21 protein-coding genes and 1 riboswitch are annotated in these 24,267 nt (G+C 42.4%); of the genes, 1 reads left to right on the top strand and 20 read right to left on the bottom strand.

Features of this window, described 5'->3' with window-relative positions; translation table 11 throughout:
- Positions 1-284 precede the first annotated feature (284 nt).
- Positions 285-1,457: a PLP-dependent transferase gene (locus NYE72_RS08275; protein WP_038569551.1), complete on the bottom strand. Its 1,173-nt coding sequence runs from the start codon at positions 1,455-1,457 to the stop codon at positions 285-287.
- 36 nt (positions 1,458-1,493) lie between these two features.
- Complete coding sequence (gene metA / locus NYE72_RS08270; RefSeq protein WP_036684477.1) at positions 1,494-2,414, bottom strand: homoserine O-succinyltransferase; 921 nt, start codon at positions 2,412-2,414, stop codon at positions 1,494-1,496.
- 115 nt (positions 2,415-2,529) lie between these two features.
- Positions 2,530-2,659, bottom strand: a riboswitch (SAM riboswitch).
- Positions 2,660-3,056: 397 nt separating this feature from the next.
- On the opposite strand from metA, the gene corA reads away from it, so the two are divergent.
- Entirely contained in the window at positions 3,057-3,992 is a 936-nt protein-coding gene (gene corA / locus NYE72_RS08265) for a magnesium/cobalt transporter CorA (protein WP_038569550.1), read from the top strand.
- Positions 3,993-4,078: 86 nt separating this feature from the next.
- Here the strand turns inward: corA and NYE72_RS08260 are convergent, their stop codons facing one another.
- From NYE72_RS08260 to NYE72_RS08175, 18 genes are all read right to left on the bottom strand, one after another.
- On the bottom strand, positions 4,079-5,095 hold the full coding sequence (locus tag NYE72_RS08260; RefSeq protein WP_036684572.1) for an HRDC domain-containing protein: 1,017 nt from the start codon (positions 5,093-5,095) through the stop codon (positions 4,079-4,081).
- 210 nt (positions 5,096-5,305) lie between these two features.
- A complete protein-coding gene (locus NYE72_RS08255; RefSeq protein WP_051491338.1) occupies positions 5,306-6,187 on the bottom strand; it encodes an ROK family protein in 882 nt (293 codons plus the stop codon).
- A 165-nt stretch (positions 6,188-6,352) separates the two neighbouring features.
- Positions 6,353-9,079 carry a hypothetical protein gene (locus NYE72_RS08250; protein WP_339211700.1) on the bottom strand — a complete coding sequence of 909 codons (2,727 nt, stop codon included), beginning with the start codon at positions 9,077-9,079 and terminating at the stop codon, positions 6,353-6,355.
- Between the two features lie 13 nt (positions 9,080-9,092).
- Complete coding sequence (locus NYE72_RS08245) at positions 9,093-9,956, bottom strand: copper amine oxidase N-terminal domain-containing protein (protein WP_076101575.1); 864 nt, start codon at positions 9,954-9,956, stop codon at positions 9,093-9,095.
- Positions 9,957-9,998: 42 nt separating this feature from the next.
- Complete coding sequence (locus NYE72_RS08240; protein WP_339211699.1) at positions 9,999-11,915, bottom strand: Mbeg1-like protein; 1,917 nt, start codon at positions 11,913-11,915, stop codon at positions 9,999-10,001.
- Positions 11,915-12,745, bottom strand: a complete 831-nt coding sequence (locus NYE72_RS08235) for a hypothetical protein (protein ID WP_339211698.1) — start codon at positions 12,743-12,745, stop codon at positions 11,915-11,917. Before NYE72_RS08235 ends, NYE72_RS08240 begins: the two co-directional genes overlap by 1 nt.
- Before the next feature lie 40 nt (positions 12,746-12,785).
- Positions 12,786-13,925, bottom strand: a complete 1,140-nt coding sequence (locus NYE72_RS08230; protein WP_339211697.1) for an Mbeg1-like protein — start codon at positions 13,923-13,925, stop codon at positions 12,786-12,788.
- Between the two features lie 95 nt (positions 13,926-14,020).
- Complete coding sequence (locus tag NYE72_RS08225; RefSeq protein ID WP_036684485.1) at positions 14,021-14,320, bottom strand: WXG100 family type VII secretion target; 300 nt, start codon at positions 14,318-14,320, stop codon at positions 14,021-14,023.
- A 46-nt stretch (positions 14,321-14,366) separates the two neighbouring features.
- Positions 14,367-14,714, bottom strand: a complete 348-nt coding sequence (locus tag NYE72_RS08220) for a WXG100 family type VII secretion target (RefSeq protein ID WP_162164277.1) — start codon at positions 14,712-14,714, stop codon at positions 14,367-14,369.
- Between the two features lie 16 nt (positions 14,715-14,730).
- Positions 14,731-18,615: a type VII secretion protein EssC gene (gene essC / locus NYE72_RS08215; protein WP_339211696.1), complete on the bottom strand. Its 3,885-nt coding sequence runs from the start codon at positions 18,613-18,615 to the stop codon at positions 14,731-14,733.
- A gap of 5 nt (positions 18,616-18,620) precedes the next feature.
- Positions 18,621-19,448, bottom strand: coding sequence for a DUF5050 domain-containing protein (locus NYE72_RS08210; protein WP_339211695.1), 828 nt, complete (start codon positions 19,446-19,448; stop codon positions 18,621-18,623).
- A 14-nt stretch (positions 19,449-19,462) separates the two neighbouring features.
- Positions 19,463-19,693, bottom strand: a complete 231-nt coding sequence (locus NYE72_RS08205; RefSeq protein WP_162164278.1) for an EsaB/YukD family protein — start codon at positions 19,691-19,693, stop codon at positions 19,463-19,465.
- A gap of 17 nt (positions 19,694-19,710) precedes the next feature.
- Positions 19,711-20,208 (bottom strand): hypothetical protein, encoded by a 498-nt coding sequence (locus NYE72_RS08200; protein ID WP_339211694.1) that lies wholly within the window; start codon positions 20,206-20,208, stop codon positions 19,711-19,713.
- A gap of 14 nt (positions 20,209-20,222) precedes the next feature.
- On the bottom strand, positions 20,223-20,705 hold the full coding sequence (locus NYE72_RS08195) for a hypothetical protein (RefSeq protein ID WP_036684493.1): 483 nt from the start codon (positions 20,703-20,705) through the stop codon (positions 20,223-20,225).
- Positions 20,706-20,722: 17 nt separating this feature from the next.
- Entirely contained in the window at positions 20,723-20,917 is a 195-nt protein-coding gene (locus NYE72_RS08190) for a hypothetical protein (protein WP_036684494.1), read from the bottom strand.
- 29 nt (positions 20,918-20,946) lie between these two features.
- Positions 20,947-21,828, bottom strand: coding sequence for a hypothetical protein (locus tag NYE72_RS08185; protein ID WP_036684496.1), 882 nt, complete (start codon positions 21,826-21,828; stop codon positions 20,947-20,949).
- The gene (locus NYE72_RS08180; RefSeq protein WP_036684498.1) at positions 21,825-22,808 is read right to left on the bottom strand and encodes a hypothetical protein; all 984 of its coding nucleotides are present in this window, start codon (positions 22,806-22,808) and stop codon (positions 21,825-21,827) included. Before NYE72_RS08180 ends, NYE72_RS08185 begins: the two co-directional genes overlap by 4 nt.
- The gene (locus NYE72_RS08175) at positions 22,786-24,258 is read right to left on the bottom strand and encodes an ATPase, T2SS/T4P/T4SS family (RefSeq protein WP_036684499.1); all 1,473 of its coding nucleotides are present in this window, start codon (positions 24,256-24,258) and stop codon (positions 22,786-22,788) included. The genes NYE72_RS08180 and NYE72_RS08175 overlap by 23 nt, the downstream gene beginning before the upstream one ends.
- Positions 24,259-24,267: the final 9 nt, after the last annotated feature.

Below are 24,267 nucleotides of genomic sequence, written 5' to 3'. Positions count from 1 at the left end.
ACTCCAGTGATGCTATTCCATGAAAAGAGCCTCATGAAAGCTGTTTTTTAGCGCTATAGCTGCTGTGGAGGCCGTTAACATTCCAAATGTGTAATAATGCTGTATCTAAGGTCAGCTGTGTCCAATAGCAAAAAGTCCAAAAAGAAGAGCTATCCCAGCAGCCAATTCCCGGCTTATGAGACAGCTCTATTTCATCCTCAGTCTAACACCAGCTCTAAATCAACAGTGAGATAGATCCTCGATATTTCCCAGCAATTCGGTGCCGATCTGGGTTGTCGTTACTTTTACTTCGTTTCGATTTCCGCCCGCGCAGCCTCCAAAGCATGACCCAGATCAGCAATTAGATCCTCCGCATGTTCAATGCCCACCGAGAAGCGCAGCAACCGATCATCTACACCCACCGCATTCCGAATTTCCACAGGAATGTCCGCATGCGTCTGTACTGCAGGATAGGTCATTAACGATTCAACCCCGCCGAGGCTCTCAGCGAAGGCTATAAGCCGGATATGACGAAGCAGAGGTTCTACGTATCTGGCATCTTTTAATTTGAAAGAAAAAATTCCGGTATTGCCCGAGGACTGGCGATTCTGAATTTCATATCCCGGATGATCCGGCAGGCCTGGATGGAACACTTCCGCAATCGCCGGGTGCTCTTGTAGATAGCGGGCAATTGCTAGTGCATTACTCTCGTGCCGTTCCATACGCAGAGCCAGTGTCTTCATGCCTCTCATCAGCTGATAACTGTCTGTTGGCCCAAGCACAGCGCCAATAGAGTTATGTAGAATCGCTATTTCAGCGGATAATTCAGCCCCTTTAGATACAATAAGACCAGCAAGTACATCATTGTGTCCGCCCAAATATTTGGTAGCACTATGGACTACAATATCCGCACCTAATTCCAGAGGACGCTGGAAAAATGGAGTCAGCAGTGTATTGTCTACAATTGTGAGCAGCCCATGATGACGAGCCCAAGTAGCAACGGCTGCAATATCCGTAACCATCATCAAAGGATTCGTTGGCGTTTCAATAAATATCGCCTTTGTATTTGGAAGACGGGAAGCCTCAAGCGCATCCAAATCATTCGTATCTACATAGGAAGCAATGATTCCAAACTTGGACATAATTCGTTCCAACAAACGATAGGTCCCGCCGTAAAGATCCAGCGAAACGATCAAGTGATCGCCTTGCCCAAACAGGGTAAATATGGTTTGAATAGCCGCCATCCCAGAGCTACAGGCAAAACCTGCATCACCAGACTCCAATTCCGCAGCCGCATTCTCCAGTACGGAACGGGTCGGACTTTTGGTACGGCTATAATCGAAACCTGTGCTCTGCCCAAGCTTCGGGTGACGGAATGCCGTAGCATTATAGATAGGAAAATTAATGGCTCCGGTAGCCGGATCTTCTTGTGAACCTATTTGTGCCAGTCTGCTTTCAATCCTAAGTTTGTCGTCCATGATAAATGCCTCCTAAATTATAATGTAGCGCTGATCTTAATAAACAATCGGGTCGATATCGTAAGGTGTCTCTTGATATACATAGTAATTGAGCCAATTAGAGAATAATAAGTTGGCATGTGCACGCCACACTGCAGGAGGTGTCCGTTCTGGATCATCTTTAGGGAAATAGTGTTTCGGCAAGGCCATCTCCATGCCCCTCTCCAAATCACGATCATATTCCCATTTCAGGGATAGAGGATCGTACTCGGAATGTCCGGTCACAAATATTTGTTTGCCGTCGGTCGTAGCTACTAGATACATACCAGCTTCTTCGGATTCTGCCAGAATCTGCAGATCTGGATTGCTCTCAATATCTTCGCGGGAGACATCGGTATGACGGGAATGCGGTACATGGAATACCTCGTCAAAACCGCGCAGCAATTTAATGTTATTTTGATTAATCGTATGGGAGAATACACCAAAACATTTTTCAGGCAATGCCACTTTACGAACACCAAAATGATGATACAACCCTGCCTGTGCCGCCCAACAGATATGCATGGTCGAGGTCACATTATCCTTGCTCCATTCAAAAATCTCTTTTAGCTCTTCCCAATAGGATACTTCCTCAAACTCCATTTGCTCTACGGGTGCTCCTGTAACAATAAGGCCATCCAAACGGCGGTGGCTGATCTCGTCAAAAGTTTTGTAAAAGCTTCTCAAATGCTCAGCAGAAGTATTCTTAGAAGTATGTGAGCGTGGATGCAGCAAGGTAACATCAACTTGCAGCGGTGAATTTCCTATTAAACGCAGCAATTGAGTCTCCGTCGTTTCTTTAGTCGGCATGAGATTCAGAATAGCAATCCTTAGTGGACGGATATCCTGATGGAAAGCCAAACTTTCATCCATCACAAAAATATTTTCTCCGGATAGTACTTCTTTTGCTGGTAAACTGTCGGGAATTTTAATTGGCATTGTCTTTCCACTCCTTAACTGTATTTAGGTTATGTTGTCACATCGCGGCTTTCTGAACAATAAAAAGACCTTTCTCGGAAAACGAGAAAGGTCATATCTACAGTCATATGCGCCTCTCTCATCTGCCAGAAACTTTTGGACGGGGTTTAGTCGTCAGCAAAGTTCCGCAAGAATTAGCACCGTGCGTTCACACGCCGGTTGCCGGGTTTCATAGGGCTAGTCCCTCCACCTGCTCTTGATAAGATTTAGCTGTATTCAATTAAATTTCTTTAAAATTTACTTTAAATCATGAACCTCCTTTTCGTCAAGTCCATACAATGCTGAAGTAGCCTTAAAGTAACAATAAATTTGCTTGAAAGAGGCATACTCCGTTGTTATACTAGACAAGTATTTCATACCTGAACGAAAAGAAGAGGTGAGAAGAAGAATGGAAGGCGACCCGAGCTCGCAATTAAGTGTACAAAATGAGCAACCACACAGGATAATCATCAGCTTGCCGGCGGCGGGAGCAGTTCTTCTTCATGCCCTCGAATCGTCATTCGGCCTCTTGTATTGATTGTAACGCCGGCCAAGCTGATTTTTTTCTCTGTGCTTAATTAGCAGTCCCTGGTGAAGACCCGGGGATAGAAGGAGTGGAATCAGATGAAAATCCGGCTGGTGAATGCAGGGGTTTTTACACCTATTGATGAAATTGATGAAACATTGACACCCCCAACAGAAGGGTTCTATTGGATTGATGCAGATGTGGAGGATTTGGAGCTGCTTCAGCCCCTGTTCAACCTGCATGATCTCGCTGTTGAGGATTGCCTTAGTGAAGAGGATCAACGTCCAAAGATCGAAATATACGAAAGTCATTACTTTATTGTTGTAAACAGCATCCGCTTTGATGATGAGGAAATTTTCCTGCGGGCACTCAATATATTCTTGGGCAGACATTATATTATTACTGTAACGAAACAAAAGATCCACGAGCTGCGCATCCTGAAGCCCATGTTATGGGAGCAAGAGGTTAGCGAACCAGACCAATTCCTTTACCTGCTTATCGACCTTGTCGTAGATAATTATTTCTCCGTAGGTGACCGAATTGAAGCCCGGATTGAGAAGCTTGAAGAGGATATTCTAATGCATACCAAGAAATCTCATCTGAGTGAGATTATCGGTCTGCGAAGTGAGATCTTATGGTTAAAGAAGATGCTGGGACCACAGAAAGAGGTTATCAATACCCTGAACAAAAAAGACCTCCGTCTGATTGATGATCAGCTGCAGAAGTATTTTAGCGACATTTATGAAAATGCAGTTAAAATATCCGAAACCTTTGAGACGTACCGCGATCTCATGGGCAACTTACGTGAGGCCTACCAATCCAGTATCGCCAACCGCGCCAATGAAATTATGAGAGTATTTACCGCGATTACAACGATATTCATGCCTTTGACCGTAATTACCGGAATCTATGGGATGAACTTTGATCATATGCCTGAGTTGCATACGAAATACGGCTATTTTGCCGTTATAGGTCTAATGTTGACGTTAGGCTGTGGGATGCTGTATGTATTCCGCAAGAAAGAATGGCTATGAAAATAAACGGACGAATAGGCAAGACGAAGGCCCTTTAACCCTATGGTGTAAGGAAGCCTTCGTCTTTTTGATATGAGGAAAAGCTACTAGAAACTGGTCGCCACGCCCACTTTAGGAGCTTGCTCCCGCCGGAAACGAATGCGGATCAGCCGCAGACGTTCATAATAGCTATCCAGCCCTTCTGCTGCTGAAAAATCCTCCCCATACACCTTATGCAGCACTGGCTTTAGAAAAAGATCTCCTGCCTCTACATAGGCATTCCATATCGCTTCCTGTTCATTCTGCGGCATATTTTTCAGTTCTACCTCGATCAGTTTCTCCACGCAATAACCTTCTCTTTCCAGCTCCTCTACCGCTTCAATCAGTTCGCGACGGTTCACTCCACTGTTCACCTTAAGCTGTTCTAACCCTAACCCATTCTCGATCCCTTGCAGCAGAATTCGCCGTAATCGCAGTCTTTCTAGCTGTTTCTTATATTTGACCTCTTTCTGTTTATAGAGCCAGGATACAAAAGAGTCCTCCTCAATTTCTTGGTGAACCCAATTCAAAGGAAAGGAATGCTCCCTTGCAGCCGTAGAGGTTATAGCCAACCAATCCGTGCCATATTGGGCTACCTTTCCTTCCCCTACACCAGGGATCTGCAGCAGCTCCTCTGGTGTATGCGGCAAGAAAGTGCTTATCAAACGTAACAAACGATTGCTGGCAAGAATGTAAGGGGCTTTCCGTTCACTAGAAGCTCGGCTGCGGCGCCAAGCACATAACTCCTCATAAATAGCTTCGTTCCCATTATATTCACTGTAATATTGCAGCCTTAGCTGCTCCTGATTGCGCCCAGTAAGGCCGTCTTCTTCATGAAATACGCCATCAATCAACGGCCGATAGCCATCCCCCATCTTCACCGCCAGCTCATGCCTGTAAACACAGAGCATTTCATTCCAAGAACCACCCGCATACCACAAATGCTCCTGCGTCTCCTCACCGTCTGAAAAATCACGCCAGCCCAGGCTCCACACTCCTTCTTCCTCTCCAATCCATAGCTGAGCGAACACCTCTTGATCCACCCCAGATATTCTGGATAAGCGATTCATAAATACAATTTGCATATTCATCCCTGCCTTTCTAGTCTTCAGCAAGCACTATACCTACCGGGTCTGAGCTACTCTTCGCTGGTGTGAATCCCACACTGTCAGACTCGGAAAACGCAAAAAAGCACCACTCTCACGATAAACGTGAAAGAGGTGCTCCCTCATTAAATGCTATACTGTTAGATCCTACAATACCATATATTTCCTAACAGTCAATATCTTTTTATACTAGTTTCTTGCCAAAGCTAAGGTTGCCAGTCCAATCGCACCTGCAAGTCCTGCATTATCTCCAAGCTGCGGTGGCACAACGTAATTATCAATATCGGTATTGAGCGCTGGATGCTGAACATAACCTTTAAGCAGCTCCTGCAGCTTGGTACGGATTAGCGGGAACAAGTGGCTTTGCTTCATGACCCCACCGCCCATTACGATTTTTTCGGGAGACAGAATCAGCACGTAATTCATAAGTGCATGTGCAAGATAATGAGCTTCCATATCCCAAGCTGGATGGTCAACAGGTAGCTCGCCTGCTGGTTGTCCCCAGCGTTTGCCAATCCCCGGACCTGCGGCTAACCCTTCAAGGCAATCGCCATGATAAGGGCAGTAGCCCTCAAACGTGTCCTCTGGATGTCTGCGAACTAGAATATGTCCCATCTCAGGATGAGACAATCCATGCACCATCTGACCTCCAACAACTGCTCCCGCTCCAATACCTGTCCCAACCGTAATATAAAGGCAGCTGTCCAGACCTTTAGCCGCTCCCCATTTACTTTCCGCAAGCGCTGCACCATTCACATCCGTATCAAAACCGATCGGCACGTTAAATTGCTCAGCCATTGTGCCTACCAGATTATATTGTCCCCAGTGAGGTTTTGGTGTCGTTGTTATGTAACCATAAGTAGGGCTGTCCAGCACGGGATCAATCGGTCCAAACGATCCAATACCAAAAGCTTCTACATTCTTCCCATTAAAATAGTCGATTACGAGTCCCATCGTTTCTTCCGGTGTTGTTGTCGGAAAGCTAACTCGGTCCAGAATGGTACCGTCCTCATAACCAATCCCGCATACAAACTTCGTTCCGCCTGCTTCAATCGCTCCCAATAACTTCATAGCAACTATCTCCCTTCTCCAATAAGCAATAATCCGCCATCCAGTGTGAAAATAAAAAACAATATAAAAAAACAATCAACAGCCCTTATTATACGTTGGATGAAGCGCTATCACAATAATAAAACTCCCTTCATGCTATTTTGCATGAAGGGAGACTATTGTTGTTTAATTATTTAAGTCATCAAACATAGAGCCTTTTACCGTAACCTCAATTTGATCCAGCGGCTTAATGCCGACAAGCTTGCCCAGTGATTTGTATGCGTTGGTACTCTTGGAGAGCTCCACATCTGCCAACCAAGCCTTAACATAGTACTTCCCATCTGGCATTTCAGCTGTAGTATAGACAGGAATATGGTCCTTATTAATCGTAATCGTCACCGTAGACTTTTCCGTGATCTTGTACATATTCTGATTCAAGCCCACATATTCACGGTATTTGAAATTGTCGAAGCTTCCCAGTGTACTAGACTGTGAGTAACCCTCTAATATATTCTTCCAGAATTCATGGGTGCCATTATCACTTTCTCTTTCTTGTGAATATGGGATCTCTTCCACATCTTTAGTAAAGCTGTTCTCCACCGTCAACAATTTCGCATCATTCACTCCGGTGTTATCCTCTACGGATAAAGCTACTGGCTTTCTTGCAAAGTTATTCCCGTTTTTGCTCAGTGGTTCATTCCGCAGATTGACCGCAACTTTATCATTATTGATATACATAAGATCAGTTTCATATCGGAAAGAATTCGTAAGTTCCTCAACAAGATCCTTATGGTCCTTCGTGTCTTTATCCGTATCTTTAAACGTAACTGTCTCCAGTGTAAAGGTATACGTTCCAACAGGATTAAAATAATATCCGGATTTAATCGGATAATCATACCCTTGAAGTTGCTTATCCGTCGCAAACACGGCGGTATCATAATTAGATTTGTCGTTAAGCATTTTTTTAGCGGTAGCTCTGGCTTTCTTATAAGCTTGAGCCATGCTATTCTCTACCTTCCAACCGATGTCTCCGCTTGCCTGTTGTGTGAAGATTCGTTCGAATTGCCCCTTTACTTTCGTCCAATCCTGTAAGTTCTTATTCTCATCTTCATGAGCCATCCAGCGGATTACATTATAATTGTAAGGCTCACTTGTCCAGAGGAGCTTTCGAATCAAAGAATCCGCTTTATTCTTGTCTATTGAATTCTTGTACAGCTTAGGTGCTATTTGTTTGGCCCCGTTATAAATATAGGTCCGAATGGTTTTGACATCCTCACCTGGTGTAAACGGAGCTGAAGTGCTGCCGCTCTCCGTATACGTTTGACAAGATTCAACATCTTTACCTTGCCCGTTCTTAGTTGTGCTGCACACCTGATAATTACGAGTGAAATTTCTGCTCACAGTACCCTGGAAACTGATATTACCTGACTTTTGATTAGGTGTATACGGAGCCGGATTAATGTACCACTTACCGTTAACAGGATCATCACCAAAATCAGGACGCTGTAGACTAGCTATGATGTCAGGTTGCCTAACTATAGTACTGGCGGCATCGTTAACCAGCGGATTATTCTCCACACGGAAATAACGATAGATAGTATCCGAATTATTGATTACTTCCAAAGCGCCTGTAGCATTCCCACTCCAAGTAAAATCAGAATATTGCGGTTGTAGAACAGCCTTTATAGCAGCACCATCGGCTAACCCGAATTTCACTTTTTTCGATAACACATTATAATCCAGATCGAAGGAGCCTTTAGTTGTTGGCATCGAGTTGATCTTCTTAATCCATCCGTAAATCTCATTATTTCCGTAAAAGACTTCATTAGGTGACTTCAGCCTGTTCAGATTAAACTGGATGTATACGTCCTCATCAGGCATTGTAAATGTCGCGAAAAGAATATTGTCAGCCGTATTAGCCGCAAGCATAATTTCACCTGCTAACGTTGACGCATGACCATGGTATCTTACAGGGATTTCCTTTCCGTTACTCGTGATCTTCCAAGCGTAATCTGTTGTTTTCTGCGTGGCGAAGCTGGATCTGAGCCTGATTCCAACGGTTACCTCTTGTCCAGCTACCGCGCCGGTTGGCAAAGTTTCGAAATGAGGGGATAAATCATTTACCTGCAAAATAAACGGTGCGATAGGAATGCCTAAGTAAGTAATATTTCCGTTGGAACCTTGGATGTAAATCCTCCCTGATCCCCAAGACAGATAGGTAGGCGGTTGCAAGACGTGAACATAATCTATCCATCGCCCTCCCTTAGACGGTGTAGTATTCTGAGTGTATACAACCCTGTCTTTATACTCCTTGTCTTGATTGTTATAGATGAACCGTTCATATTTCTTACCGGCATAGCTCAGGTTTAGTCCAGTAAGAATCGCCTGCTCAAAAGTCCCGCCGGAATTTGCTAGATACTCAATATCCCGACCTACAAATGCATCAAAATCATTTTTTCTAATTTTGTAGCTTGATTTTACGCCAGAGTCCTTCCAAGGTTCCTTAATCATATTAAAATTCTGAATTTGAATCCCGCTCCATCCAGCATACCATGGAGCTCCCTCAGTTGAGACCGAGTCCCCATCAATCGAATACCCGGAAAAAGCAAACATATTGCTATGCTCCAGCCATTCATGATTTCCACCATAAACAATCTCAAAATTACTATTGTTAGATTTTATCTGGTTTTGCAACAAATCCTCTCTTAACTTTCCTTTATTAGTCTCCATTGTGTAATAATTAGATTTTTTATAGAGCTCCGCCATATCTTTATTGATCTTCTCGATAACAGCTGTCGCTGTTTTTGGAAGATTGTTAAATGTATCATTCACTGACTCTTCAGAGAAAACTGAAGAAGCTATAGATTGGAATAAGAATATTGTCACTATACTAAGCCATATCGATTTTTTCATACCTTCACCTCTCCTACTTCGGCCATACTGCGATTCCTATATCCCCCATACCAGGAGAGTCTACATCAATTTTATAATCTTTGCTTTGGAAGACTTTATAATCTAGCTCATCCATTCTTTTTGTTTTTGTTCTAACATACTTCATAATCGAATCTACGACATCGCCCTCAATGTTTTGTCTAAGAATATTCTCCGCTTCCTTCGCTTCCAGTGCAGGGTCAGAGCCTATATTAGTAAATGTAATTGTGATTTGAAAAAGATACTGACCTGCTTTCCGATCATCATTGTTGTATACTGTCAGCTGTGAATCGGTAATATAAGTCGACTCTAGATTGGCCCCCAATTGAGTATACGGGATTTCAAACCCATGAATCGTTACCGTCTTCGCTCCATTCGTTGATTCTCCCGTAGCAGGCTTATCAGAGGTAGCTATTTCACCTGAAGGAGTAGTGATGTAGACCGTCTTCACAGCATCATCCCATTTCACGTTTACACCGAGTCCTTCATATACAAATCGAAGTGGGACAAAGGTTCTTGACTGTTTGAACAATGCTGCCGTGTCCATTTGTTTTGTTTTTCCATTGAGCTCATAACTCTTTTTCCCGATATAGACACCCATTGTTTTGCCTTCAAGCGAGATTGTTGCCTTTTTGGCCTTACTGTCCCATAACACCTTAGCTCCAAGCGCTTCACTTATAAAACGCACGGGTAGCTGTACTCTTTGCTGCGCATCGATAAAAGGCTGGGCGTCTGGAAAAATAACTTTTTCTCCATTTACTACTACCCTCAATGGAAGACTTGCTGCAAAACCTGAAAATGCAGAAGTCATCAGGGATACCATTAGTAATAAAAGTAGAGAACTGATTAATTTTTTCATATAATTACTCCTCTCAATTTATCTTTCTATTTCCTGATATAATTAGTTAAGATGTATTGTGGTAGTACTTGCACGGGCAGCTGCAACAATTTTGGATTCAATCTCTCGATATTTTGTAACTGTGTATCTTAAACCTGCAGTTTTTCCGTTAATCGCTGTTGTTACACGATTTTTCTGTGTCCGGACTTCATTGCTTAAACGTTGAACTTCTCTTAATTGAGCTTGAACATAAGATTCACTGTAAGTCCTGCCCACGTTAGAACTGACTCCAGAAGCTATAGATAATATCCTCTCGACGGCTTCAGCAATGCTCTCTTCCTTACGCACCAGACTTTTCTGCAGACTCTCCAGTTTATCCATATTCGCCAAAATCTTGGCTCCTTGAATGACACTAGCAGATGCAACTGCAATCTTCGTTATGGTTTTCGTTACGGTCGATTTGACTTTGCTGATCGCTGAATCTTTAATCGTGCGTACGCCAGCGATAAATTCTTCCTTAGTTTTCTTAATTTTAGATTTTACTCTTTGGAATATATCCCCCATTTTCTTCATTGCTTTGTCTTTTACACTAATCCAATATTCCTTCTGAGCTTCAATATACTGAATGGCATTCTCTACAAAACGATTAAAGCCCTCTTTTAATTTCGTCATAAAATCAGAGACTGCGTGCTTTACCTTTTGTGAAAACTCCTCAATTTTATCACCGATCAAATTAGTCACTCGGACAGCTTCTGTCACCATATTCGTTACAAATTCAACACTTTGATTATAAAAGGAGACCACTCTCTCCTTGATATCCTCCACCTTTTGCTCAATCCAGGGAATCACACTGTCAATTACAAAACCAATCACATAAAGCGCAACCAGAGCTTTTATAGTGACAACGAGCGCAGCTAACGCTGCAGTAATCGCCGCAGTAACAACTGCAACGGGCCCAACAGTCACCATTAAAAGCCCAACTACGGCTATTCCCGCAAACGCTAATGGCCGCAGATCTACTTCCCCATCCAATACTTTAAAAATCCCTTCAACCAATGCTTCCTTTAGTGGCCCCGGCACAATTTCTAAACCAACTGTAATATTATGCACAAGGTTAGGAACCAAAGCCCGAGTCTGTGACTCTGAACGTTGAAAAGACTCATTGTTCCCGTCGATCTTTAGTGAGAATAAGGAATGATGTGGCAGCACGGTATTCCTTTCAGATTCAGTATCAATGTAAATACCTGCCGATGGATTTTGAAATAAGGCCGGAACGATGTCATTTTTATTTCTGAACTCTTTAATTTTGTCATTCTCATTCAAATCATCTATAGAGGCCCTGTGTTTATCAAGCAAGGTTCCATTAAATCCCGGTGCATTAAACGTTGATGCGGAAGTTAGCTGATTCCGTAAATTCTCAGGTAATATAAAAGAGGAATATAGGGCTAGATTACCTCCTAGCGAGTGCCCAGTCAGAAACAATTCATAACCCGCATCTATTTTGAAATTATCCATATATTCTTTAGCTTCCGCCTGTTGTAAAGATTCAAGGGCATATGCAGTTGTTCCGTTGTTTTTCCAGTCATTATGGTAAAGCGGGTTATCCATTGGTTCACTACCCCGGAACGCCGCTACCTTTGCCCCGTTCTTGGTATCTACTGTAAATGCAACAAAACCTGATTCCTCTTTTTTATTATGAGAGACGATATTGGAGATTTCCCAATTCTGATAATCAGATATATTCATCTGCTCTATGAGATCATTCCACTGCTTGTATTCTTTGACTCCGTTAAGATCGTCAGGAAAGCGTTCTTTTAATTGTTGCTGACCTGCGGGAGAAGCGTAGAAGTTGAGAACTTCGCCGAGAGTGATTTTTTTATATAATGCATATGTTTTTTCCAAATCCTTAATGTTGAGTATATCTAAATAAACAAGTTGTGAGATCTGCTTTAACTCTACCTCTGTAAGCGTATCGTCCATTACAATCCCCCTCTTTGTTCCATTCTTTTTATTCTGTCCTCTTTCCATATATCAAAGAATTCTCTAATCTTGTCTTGAGATTCTACAATCTTTCCATCAACTCCTAATTTGAATCCAGCCATTGTAACTATATTAATAATTCCTGTTTTTTTAGTTTCGTCACTAAAATATATGTCAACACTTTCCTCTGCCTTTTTGACCTCTTCTAATCGACCATAGGCCTCTGGAGTGAGGTATCCTATCCCTATCAGACTACTCACATATTTATTTTCTGCTAGTATTTTTGCAAAATCCATATATTTTCTCATTTCTGCCTCTTGGTCCATATCTCCATTACCATCAACATAGTTATCACTATTTAAATAGACTGAAATCACCAGCGTATTCGTTGGATATAACTTCAGAAATTGCTCGTAGGAAATCTTTGTATCGTTATGCTTGGGGTAAACCAACCCCGTTTCGTTGGCAACGATAATTTTACTGTCAGGCCAAATGCTAGCAGCGATTGCTTGAATCATTGGTTCGTCTTTTTTTGCTACCACCTGGTTTAAATAGTTGTCATACACCTTTTCCAAATCCTTCGTGATTTCCACCCGTACATTAATCGTGTCATCCTTCTTAGGATGCACAGTCGCCTTCAAAGTATTGTTGTTCATCGTTCCCCAACCGCCGCCTATGCCATCAAGGATGAATTCCTCGCCATACTTTTCCTGCAAGGAGCTCAAAATTTTCTTTTCACTTTTCTCCTCTCTAGAGCCACATCCCATAAAGCTGAACATTGATAATATCAACATCAGAGTCAACACCTTCCTTGTATAAATATTTTTCATGCTGGCTTCACTCCTTTTTGATGGCGATTCCAGTTAGTAATCAGAACTCAAAATCCAGCTTCAATTCTGGAAATTTGAGCATTTGATTCATGGTTGTTTCAACCACCTTATCGAGATGTAATGTCATTTGGTTCGTTAGTTTCTCCATACGTTCCATGAGGGCATTTGTCAGTTTATTCAACCATTCCTCTACATGGTCCATCAGCTTATCCCCTACCGGACTGCAAATCAGCAAGATGGATAAGACAGCTTGCGTGATTTCATTAAGCTCTTCTGCTATTCCCGCTGCCTCTAGCATGGCTGCTTCAGATAGTTGTTCAAATTTCGCACGGATGTCATCGAATAAGAAGGATTCCGGAATATTATTCATTTCGGTTCTCCACTCGCTGAACTTCGCATCCAACATTCGTTCATATTTGTGGGCAATTTCAATCAGTGCACCTCGCACTTTTCCTACATCCAACTGATCTATTAAGGTAAATATCACGTAACCCAAATGATCCGATGCAGATTCTGTTAGTCCGACGGTATCCCCAAATCCACTCATAACAGCATCAAAAACAGGCGTATGCTCTTCCGTTAGGATATTAATCTTGGATAGCAAAGCATAGGCATTCCCTTTTTCACCTATAATCACATTCCCCTCAGAGTCAAAGGTATAGCGCTGCCAAAGCGAATCAGGAATTAGAAATTCCGTTTCTTCTATACCCGATTTAGCAAATACAATCTCTTCGTTGTGTTTGCCTAACGCGGATACAAGACTGTTATAAGCCACAATATTTTTAACCTGAAGCTTTCCCCTTTGCTCCGCAGTCAGAATGTTTGCTATACCTGGTGCGTCGAATACCACACCACCAATCCCCTCATTAACCGTTGCTGCATAAAGAGCTAAGGCACCGCCCATGGAATAACCAGTAACCTGGCAATCCTTCTCCCCTTTGTTTTTTAATAAAAATCTTGATGCTTCCTCCGGCATGCTGCTCTGACCGCTTAACAGAGACTGCAGATCCGCAAGCCAATCTTTTCCTTTATATGTAAAGATAATTAATCTATCATCATGCTCATCTCTATAGGCATAGGCTGCTGCACCAGCAAAAGCCAGACTATCCGTCAGTTCGAGACCGTCTGCTGCTTCTACAACTGATGCCAGTGTTATGTATTGTTGTTCGGTCAGCTTCACTTACAGATCCCCCCAAATAAATTCACTTCATACTTACTTAAAATCATACTAACAAGGCAGATAGCTCAAAATCTGCCTTGTTATGTATGCCAGCATTATTTTCCACGCAGTTTACTTGCCATTTCTTGCTCGGCTTGTTGCTTGATGTTAGCAATTTGCGTTAGGTTCTTACTGATGTTCTCTACACAGAGAACCATTTCCTTAAAACTAGGCATAAGTCCATCGAATTGTTGTATAAAAGCAGTTTGTGATTCTCCTTGCCACCAACCGCTAACAGCATGAATTTCAGATTGCAATTGTTTGATAAGAGTATCTGCATTGTTTGCTTTGGTTTTAATAGACTTAGCTACACCTAGTGCCTGATCCGGATTAAATGTAAGATTGTTTCCCGCCACATTATTCACCTCCTTTCAAAGCATTTCTATCTCAACACCCCTGTCATTACTTCTGGCTTTGCTTTTGCTTTTCTAATTGCTTTTGTTTCAGTGCCTCTTGCGCCGCCTTCTCTGCTAGTCTTCGCTTTTCTTCTCTTTCCTGTTCAGCACGGATCACTTCTGAAGCCACTCTTTGGACCCCACTTTCGAGCCTATCCAGCATTGTAAGCAGGGTCTTCATTTCGCTATCCAGCTCGTTGTATTCACTTTGAAATGCTTTAGAAGCCGTACCGGTCCAATAGCTGGCCGATTGTGTATAATCACTTTGCAGTTTTTTTGAAGTACTGTTCACTTCATTGATTAGACTATGGATTTGTGAAGCGTTTCCCCTGATTTCTGATGGACTAACTGACACTAGCTGCACCTCCATCCTAAACTCCTACTCCCGCATTAACTCGATTCTCCTTACTCCATACGGCACATCTTAATCCGGTATATTTATTCTTTACAATGAGATAGCCATCACCTTGCTCCCCATCTTTCTCCTGGCTTCCGTAAGGTAAGGACACATTGTAAAGATTTTGTTCTTTCATTCTACCTAGCAGGATCCCGGTCTGTTCTTCTCGGATAGTCTTGCCCAAGGAATCCCAATTAGAGGTAAGATCATTTGTGTTATCTGCCGCTAGAACAGCTACCTTCATGCCGCGTTCTTGCTTCACAATTCGTTCAATCAGCTCATGCAGCATATACTTGTCTCCGCTCGTAAATTCACTTAGACGATCAATAACGAAGATTATCTGCTTCCACTGTTTCATCAGAGCGCCAACGTCACCACCGGACATTCTGCATGAGAGAAGCTCACTGCGTCTAGTTTCCAATTGTTCTTTGATCCCATCAATGAAATTGTCCAAATCATCCACGTTCGATAGATCCGTTACGTAAGACTGTTGTATCAGTTCATAAATGCCCATAGCAGATGAATCCAGCGCATATACCTCTAGATCCTGCTTTTCGCTCAGCAGCTTCATCCACGATACAAGTAAAGTGCTCTTTCCTGACATAGCCTCTCCAGCTATCATCAGCACTGGTGTTGCAACAAGGTCTATAAACACAGGCTGTAAATCATTGTTGCCCAAGCCTATTGCCAGTTGCTCTGTATTATTATTGAGCTGCCGCAGATCAATCGTAGAAGGCATCACCGGAATTGGTGCGGCTCCAGTTAGATTCAAAGCCTCCATTCTCTTCAAGATGAGCTCGGTAGCGGTATGTTGATATTCAGGAAGCGAAGTCTGAAATTCCAAAGGCGGCTTGCCTCTTACCAATCCTCTGCCTGCAACCTTTGCGGGTTCCAAGCCTTCCGTTCGTCCTACAATACCATCATATTCACTCTTCTCAGTCATCTGGAAGCTGATCGCCATTTTGAAGTTAACCGAAAATTTATATCTGACCAAAGCACTATTGGTTGCTGTAGCGACCATATAAATACCGTATTTAAAACCTTCACGAGCCAGCAGCACCATTTGAGCGTCAAAATCTTCGTAGGTCTCCGATAAAGCAAAGTAGTTGTCGATTATGACTATAAATGCGGGCAGTTTTCGTCCACTTCTACGGTAATCATTGAACCCTTCACTTCCATTATTTTGAAACAGCGTTCTTCGATCCTCCATAACCCTGAACATAAAGCGCATAAATTGGTCAATTTTATCTTCTTGCTCCAGTGTCATTACCCCACCGACATGAGGGAGTTTCTCCATAGCTTTGAGTGAGCTTCCGCCAAAATCCATAATATAGATATTGACGTCATCCGGCGGATACATTAGAGCCAGCGATAAACATAACGTTTTGAGGAACACGGTTTTACCTGTACCCGGCGTTCCATAGACAAACAGATTCCCCTCAGATGCAAAATCTATCTCCAGCGCTTCCTGTCTCTGTCCTCTTGGATCATCCATGATCCCCACTGGCACACTGAGCAGTTTCTGCTGCTGCGGCCATCTACCATCTGCTAAGCTATTCGGCAGCAATAAATCGAGGTAGACTACTTCAGGCAGTGGCGGTAGCCAAGGCCCTTTCATTGGAGAAATCCCATATTGCTTGGCAGTTTCTGTAATGTATTCAACCATGGCATGCAGTTGGGAAGCAGACTCATTTTGGGAGAATTTCTCTTCCTCAAGCGGAAAGATCTGCTCGCTTCTACCATTCAGAGCTACCTTATAGATTCGTTTGGTCTTGTTCTCCTGTTTCTGCAGTTCGCCTTTCGGATCATAATCAGCACCAGAATACGCAGATTGGAACAACTCAAAGATCTCATCATTTCCGACCTGTATATACGCCCTTCCCGGTTCCTTAATCATGGCCGCATCAGGACGTTTAATAACATCCCGACTGTCAGCCTCATCCTGCACTTTAAGACATATTTTAAATTTCGAGTTACTCCATATCTGGTCATCCACTACGCCGGCAGGCTTCTGGGTGGCAAGGATCAAATGGACGCCAAGGCTTCGACCTACCCGGGCCGTACTTACAAGCTCTTTCATGAAATCCGGTTGATCCTGCTTAAGCTCCGCGAACTCATCCGCAATCATAATCAGATGGGGAATGGCTGGCATGTCACCTTTTACATTTTTGCTATAAAATAATTTCTGGTATTTATCAATATTGTTCACGCCATATTCCGAGAAGACACGTTGCCGCCGCATGAGCTCACTTTTGATAGATAGCAGTGCTCTCGTCGTTTGATTCCCATCCAAATTCGTAATGGTACCGACCAGATGAGGCATTCCCTTGAATACATCTGCCATGCCGCCCCCTTTATAATCAATAAGAACAAAAGCAATATCATGCGGATGGTAATGAATGGCTTGGGATACGATGATACTTTGTAATAATTCACTTTTGCCAGAACCTGTTGTCCCGGCTACAAGACCATGGGGCCCAAACCCCGTCTCATGCATGTCTAAATATAAAGCTTCTCCACCAGCCCTCACCCCTATAGGTACACTCATGCCCATATAGGTTTTGTTGCGGGTCCAGTTCAACATTACATTTACTTCAGATACCTTTTCGTTCTGTAGCATTTCCATCAGTGTGATGGAGGATGGAAGTGAGAAATTAGCACTTGAATTTTTGATTCGTAGCGGTGCGAGCTTTCTGGCGACTAGATCTAAATCTTTTATATCTGCTTGATCCGGAGTAAATACGATCTTCTCCCCGGTTAATCGATTGGCCATTTCACCGTTTTTTCCGTTTAAATGAATAACCGTTTTACAGTTCATGGGCAAATAAGCGGAATTCTTGGCGATAAAAAGGGTTGATACTCCAAGCTTTACACTGCCGTTGTACAAATATTTACTGATTAGCTCATTCTCAAGCAAGGAAGCGTCCTCTACAATAAAGAGATAATGGGGCAATACACCACCGCTCAAAGACCTCATCTCCCGCTCCTTCAAAGAGCCATAAATCTCGGACAAGGTCTGATGGGCAATGGCTTTACCACATAAAAGAAATCTGATATTAAAACCGTCATCCCATAGGTGGGGTACAAATTTCAGCCAATCCCATTTCTCCAATTCATCCTCTGCGGCAAGAACAATAACCCTGACATCGTCATAACCATGATGAGTCACAAGCTGTAGCAGCATCAGCTTTATTAGCACAGCTGTTTTATCGCTTTCACCGGCAATCCCGCATATTTCGGTAGTCAACAGATTAACCGTTATAGGAACGTTCGGGACCTTCTCAAATTCCATGGCCAATCTCTGCGGCTCCATCAGCAGCGGGTCCGTTTCAAGGATGATCGCCTGTTTGGTGTATTTGATGTGCAGTTCCAGGGGTACACTTCCCACCCCGATCCGCAGAGCCAGAAAATCATTATGTGAAGGCGTTTTTTCCCATAGCTTGTTATCCCTGCGCGAGATTCGTTGCACACATTCCGCAGGATCCGGGCTCATTTCATTCATGGCTTTCACCTGTTGTTCGCGAGCTATCGACAATTCGCTGCGGACATCGGTTATAAATTGAAGATATTTTTCTTCCCGTTCCTTCTTCTTTAGCTTATATTTCCGAATCTGAGAAGTTGCTCCTGTCAATGAGCCAATCAGTGTCATTACTGTGGTCGCAACTGAGATCAGTAAATAGATGGACTGTGAAGTCATTGCGATTAATACGGTAATAATCAACATTACGATAGGTGGAAGCAATATTCCGAACCAAGAGATCTCTGGTTTCTCGTTAATCATAGGTGGATTAGGAACATCAATTTCTCCCCGGGGCATATCCGGTAGAAAACGGGGCTGACGACTGAATTCATAGCTCATTAGATCTACCTTCCTATAAAGGTTATTGTCTCCGCCTCTCCACCAAATAGAGAGATTCGATGCCATTCACGACCACTGCAAAAATAAAGATCATTGTCCAGAACATGTAAATAGTCCGCGCTTTCCCCAGATATTCGAATACTCCCTCCATGCAATGGATCTACGCGATATATACTGTTGTCATTTAATCGGTTAGCACAATAAATATATTTGTCATCCGTGCTTATACTAAGGGCAACTATATTGTCTACCATAGTTACCGTATGACGCTCCAAATCAAGTAGCGTCAAGCGATGTCCATTCTCGGCATCTGAAAAACACAGCTTATTTCCTATCCGAATCAGTAAACTTGTAACCAATTCACTAATCTTTTCACTTGCCTCACCGGATTCTGTGCTCCTCTTAATCCCATTTGGTGTAGCATAGTAGATTTGTCCTTCGTACAAGAGATAACTCTCCACATGCTCATCAATCAGCCTCATATCACGTTTACCACTAGTAGAACAGCGATATAATCGATGGTCCTCCTCGTGAATATAGTAGATCCAATCTTCATGTCGCTGAAGCTGATAACAAGGTTTGTCTAACAATACTTCTGAATGTTGCTTTACAATATCAAGCTTACAGAGCACATTTCCCTTTAACTGATCACTGTAATAAAGGAAATTGCCAGCCTCATTCATGAACCAGAACAAACCCTCATAATGAATAGGCACAGCTTGATCATTCGCTCTGTCCAAAGAATAGGTTCCTGAATAGTTTTTAATATCCGTAATAAAAAGAGATTCATCAGCCTTTAGGATTAATCCGCCACTTTGCAGGTTGCCATTCATTTCATTGCCCCTTCTCAGATAAGTGTGAGCAGTGCGCCTTGGGCTACACCTTCTTGATCCAAGGTTTTACTATTACTTAATATTCTGCCTAATGGCTCAGCCTGAAGCTTAGCCCCGCTTCTCTCCTTTAAGCTCAAGGACTCCGTTAGCATGTCTAACAGTTCTTCTATAGTCACAAACACCGGGACTTTTAGGTCCATTCTTAGACCTGTATCCGTTTGAAAAGTAACCATGATATAGTCCATTCTGATTATTCCTTTCATCAATTCTTAACGGAGAGAATATATTTCCTCTCGCTAATTAACTGATAATCTACTTCTTTGTCTGCTTCTTCAGCGAGCTTTAAGTATCTGGTTTTAAATTTGTATGTTGCCTGTGCTTTCACATTAACTTCTGATACCCATTGGCTGGTTTGGGTGTTCTCTATGTTAGAAAAATCTAAATTTACCGTAAAATCATTGTATCTATCATCATTGGAGGTAAATGTAAGCACATTGCCATTATCGGTCTGTTCCGATACATTTAGAGCCCTTTCGAACGCATCTGAAAAGTATTCTTTGAACCTCTCCTCGTTAATCACCGCATCCAGTCCACGTAGCAGTTCATACTCTAAACTCCGATCCTTGGCTGCCCGGCAAGCATTAGAGATCGCAGTGCTCAGCACTACCTTCTCTCTAAATACAATGCCCATCTCCACCAAAGGCTCCACAACAATTGACACTAGAATAATCAACAATACTCCTACTGCAATATTTTTCACACAAAGTCATCCTATCAATCTATATAGTAGTCCAGATCCTTATAATGTTTCAGGCCTGTCGTTGACATGGAGAAGTGGACCGGAATTTCACGCTCCAGCTTCTTTCCCCATAAAGTGATAGAGAAAGGATATACAGCTTTAATCTCAACCGTAAGCGGTTCGCCTCTTTGCCGATAAGGTTTATTCCATTCGTTCCCTTCATCGTAATATGAGGTTTCATCATCATTTCCAATCGCATTATCATGATCTGCATTAGTGACCGTAATGACAATATCATCGGCTTTATCTCGGTAAATAGGGCGCTCCTGTAATCTCTCCATAACATCCTCATAATACGATTCCTTCAAGTAGTTATCACCAGCTACAATCTGCGAAACACTATACGTCTCTGTGACCAGCGTTAAATACCATGGGAAAAAGAAAGCCAAATTTACAAACAGCAAAATCGTAACCGAGGTCAGAATGGTAAGTAATACTGCCTTTGCTATCCCTTGCATTGTGTTTTCACCCCAAATTAGCTAACCATCTTTCCAATCAAATCATCGAATAAGAATTCCCAAACATCATCAACCCATCCTGTCAGTACTCCACCCTTTAGATAGGTCACTACCACTCCAATTAAAATAATAACGCCAACCGTGATGGCAATTTGCTTGATCCCTACTTCTCCTTTTTCCTCCACTAGCAATTCCTTAAGATCTGTCTTCATTCGTTTATCCCCCTATAAATAAATTTGGCTTATTGAAACATCTTCATTGAACTCAGAATGGTAAACAAATAGTACATAACGATATAAATAGCCAACACTATAATAAGTAGAAACTGGATCCTTGCGCTGCTGCGCTGCCTACTCTCCAGCTCTTCTTCCAAAGCCCTGATTCTGAAGCCATCTAATTCATTCTTGAGATATGCCATCTGAGACACATTATCGTATCCTTTAAGCCTCGTCTCCATAATGTCGCAGAACTTGATCACGTAATGCATCGGAATCCGTTTCTTTAGCTGCTTAAAAGCGAATTCTTCTCCGTAATCAATATTGTCCAGCATCACACCGAGCTCCTCGGCTATATCAGGATTTGCACTAGGAATGTAATCCTTAAGCACATCTGAGAAATGAATGTTAACCGACTTTATATACTGGTAATAGACCATACTATAAAAGGCTGGGAAATCCAGGGATATATTTTTGTTCTTCTTATCGATAATCTTCTCCAACTCGACCACCGGATAGAGCCAGCCCAGCATGATGAAGATGGCAGAGATACAGCCAAGCAGGATGTTCACCTTCCATAGCAACAACATAATCACAATAGCACTTAGCGTGTACATGAATTGCTCGGTCCGTATTTCCTCTGGAGTTTTTTGTAGATCAAGTCGGTCAATGATTTTCTTGAATCTTAATCTTTCAGCACTTCCCAATAACCCTTTAACATATTTCATTGCAATTCTTCGTTTATATTGGTTGAACTTCTCTTTTAGCGCCGCATTTTTACGCTGCTTGATATATTGACGTGCACGTTTTTTCTGTTTTCTGCTCACAGGCTTGAAGAAGGGGTATAACAATATCTTGATCAAATAAAGGATGGAGAGCATGGCTATCAGCTTAACTAGGAATATCATTTGCGCTCACCACCCATGCCGACGTTCCCTTGGAGTACCTGACTGCGTGCAAAGCTTAAACAAATGACACTAATCAATATCGTGTTGATCAATTTCCCAACATTGCTTTCAAGCATAAATTCTCTAAAATCCTTTACAGTTAATGCGTACAAGAAAAAAAGCACAATGATTCCGGTTTTAAACATAAAATCTCGATTCATCTTTCTAAAAATCCGTTCCTTTTTAGAGTTAATCTCGCGCAGCACGGCATTTTCATCTACAATATCGAGGAAAATGTCTGCCATACCTTTTCTTTCGTTATATTCGAAGACCACTGCTTTTTTTGTGAAATTATCAAATTTGGGACCAAGCTGTCTATTTAATAGCGTAATAGCTTGCTTAAAGGAATAGCCGTTGTTGTCGCAATTATCTATAAATTGCTGAAAATATGGCCTAAGATTAGGACTGATATATTCATCGCTCTCCATCACCTTTTTAATGGCTACTAGTACACCTTCACGGGCTAACGGACAAATCACATCTTCGGCATCCATTATATTTTCAAGCCGTTCTGCTTGGATGGCTCTAGACTGCATCACGAAAAAAGTAAACAATCCTACAAAAATTGAAATCGTAATCACAAGCGAAAGCGTAACGCTTTTCATAAGCAGAACCACTAGCAGAGCTATAATCGCAAAGCAAATGCACAGCATTGAGGTAAAGCTCTCCAGCGTAAACGGCATATTAAAGTCTAAAATCAAACCCTCTACCATTCGATTGTATTTCGCATAAATATTTTCCTTCTGCCTGACGATTCGCTCCTTCTTGATCCGGTCAACATAACGCTTCGTGTTATACTTGCCTAGGTACTCTGCGAGGGTATCCATAACGTCGAGAACATATCTTACAGAACCCTGAAAAAACTTGACCTCAAAGATGGCGTTAAATAGTACAAATGCAGCCATACCAAGAAGTAGACTAATGATTAAAGTTGTATTCATCGAATTCGTACACCTCTGTTTCGCCCTCCAACGGATCCTTGGTAAAGAACTCAAACCTGCTTTTCTTAATTCCGGCCTTGAGCATTAGCTGCTGTACATTCTCCGAGATCTTTCCTACACGTAAATGTCTGCCAACAATTTTGATCATCTTCTTGCCTTCAATCATCTCTTCAATCACATCATCACAATCAAATCTATAGATTTGATTAATCAGTGGATTCAAGCCATCTGAGCCCAAAATCTCTGAAATTGAAGTCACTTTACGAGTACCATCTGCCAGTTTCTCTTGAAAGATTACAAATTTCACAGCACTGCAGATATTTCGTAGAGCAAGTTCCGCTGGCTCATTAGAGGCCATTAGATAAGCCGTTAGAAATCTGAAGATCGCTTCCTTATCCCCCTCTGCATGAAGGGTGGAAAAGAAATAGTGTCCCGTCTGTGCTGCTCGAAGCGCTGTGGCGAATTCACCGGGTGTTCGAAGCTCCCCTGGTCCAATCCAGTGAGGTGATTGTCTCATCGCATTAATAAGCAAATTTTCCATAGTCGCTGGGCTTGAGTCATCATCATCAGGGACCGACTCGTATTGCAACACATCATTCAGCACTCTACCGTGTTCGCTGTTATCTTCTCTTTGAATCAATCTCATCTCTGAAGGATTTTCAATGGTAATGATCCTTGATAGAGGATTGATCTCCTTCACAAGAATTTCATTTAGCGTAGTCTTTCCGCTTCCTGTCGGTCCCACTGTAATCCAGGATAAGTCTGATTTCGGGATCAAAGACAATAATTTATACATGTTTGAGGAGAAGGATTTATTCTCAATGAGCATTTTCGGAACAATACTCTTCTTGCTGAACTTTCGGATCACAAACGCCGGTTGGTCATACGGTGAGATCTCAGCATGAGTGGCATTCACACGATACCCCTCAATCGTTCTGGCATTTACCATGGGTATCTTTGGAATCAGCCGAACCTTGGAGATACCTATAAGCTTGGCGATAATCCGTTCCATATGATCACGATCTGTAAAATTTTGATCCCACTGCAGGCTTCTTCCGCCGCTTTCCACAAAGATTTGATCAGGCCCGTTGGCTCTGATTTCATCTATACTAGGGTCCTCCATAGCCTTGGTAATGGGACCATAGTGAGTGATTTCATTGGTGAGTGCGTTTTTCAACTCTGCTAGATCATAAAATCCCTCGACAGAAGGTTTCTGCGCGTCTACAAATTCATTTATGTATGCCTTAGTCATTTCGCGTTTTCGAGCAGGGTCGTTTTCTCGCCTATAGGCATGTGTCGTTATTTTCGTAATATATTTTTGGCATAACTCCAAAGCCTCATCAAAGCTTATGGTCGTATATTTACTAGCCAAATCCTCCATGTTCTCCTTCGGCCCTACCTGATGCAGTACTTTTTGCTGCATATCGCTAATTTTCGCACGTGTCAGCAAGTCGCTCTC

It is taken from the genome of Paenibacillus sp. FSL L8-0333, assembly GCF_037965665.1.
GTDB classification, from domain to species: Bacteria; Bacillota; Bacilli; order Paenibacillales; family Paenibacillaceae; genus Paenibacillus_AQ; species Paenibacillus_AQ odorifer.
Note: the sequence above shows the minus strand (reverse complement) of the source record. Positions and strands in the feature narration are given on the sequence as shown.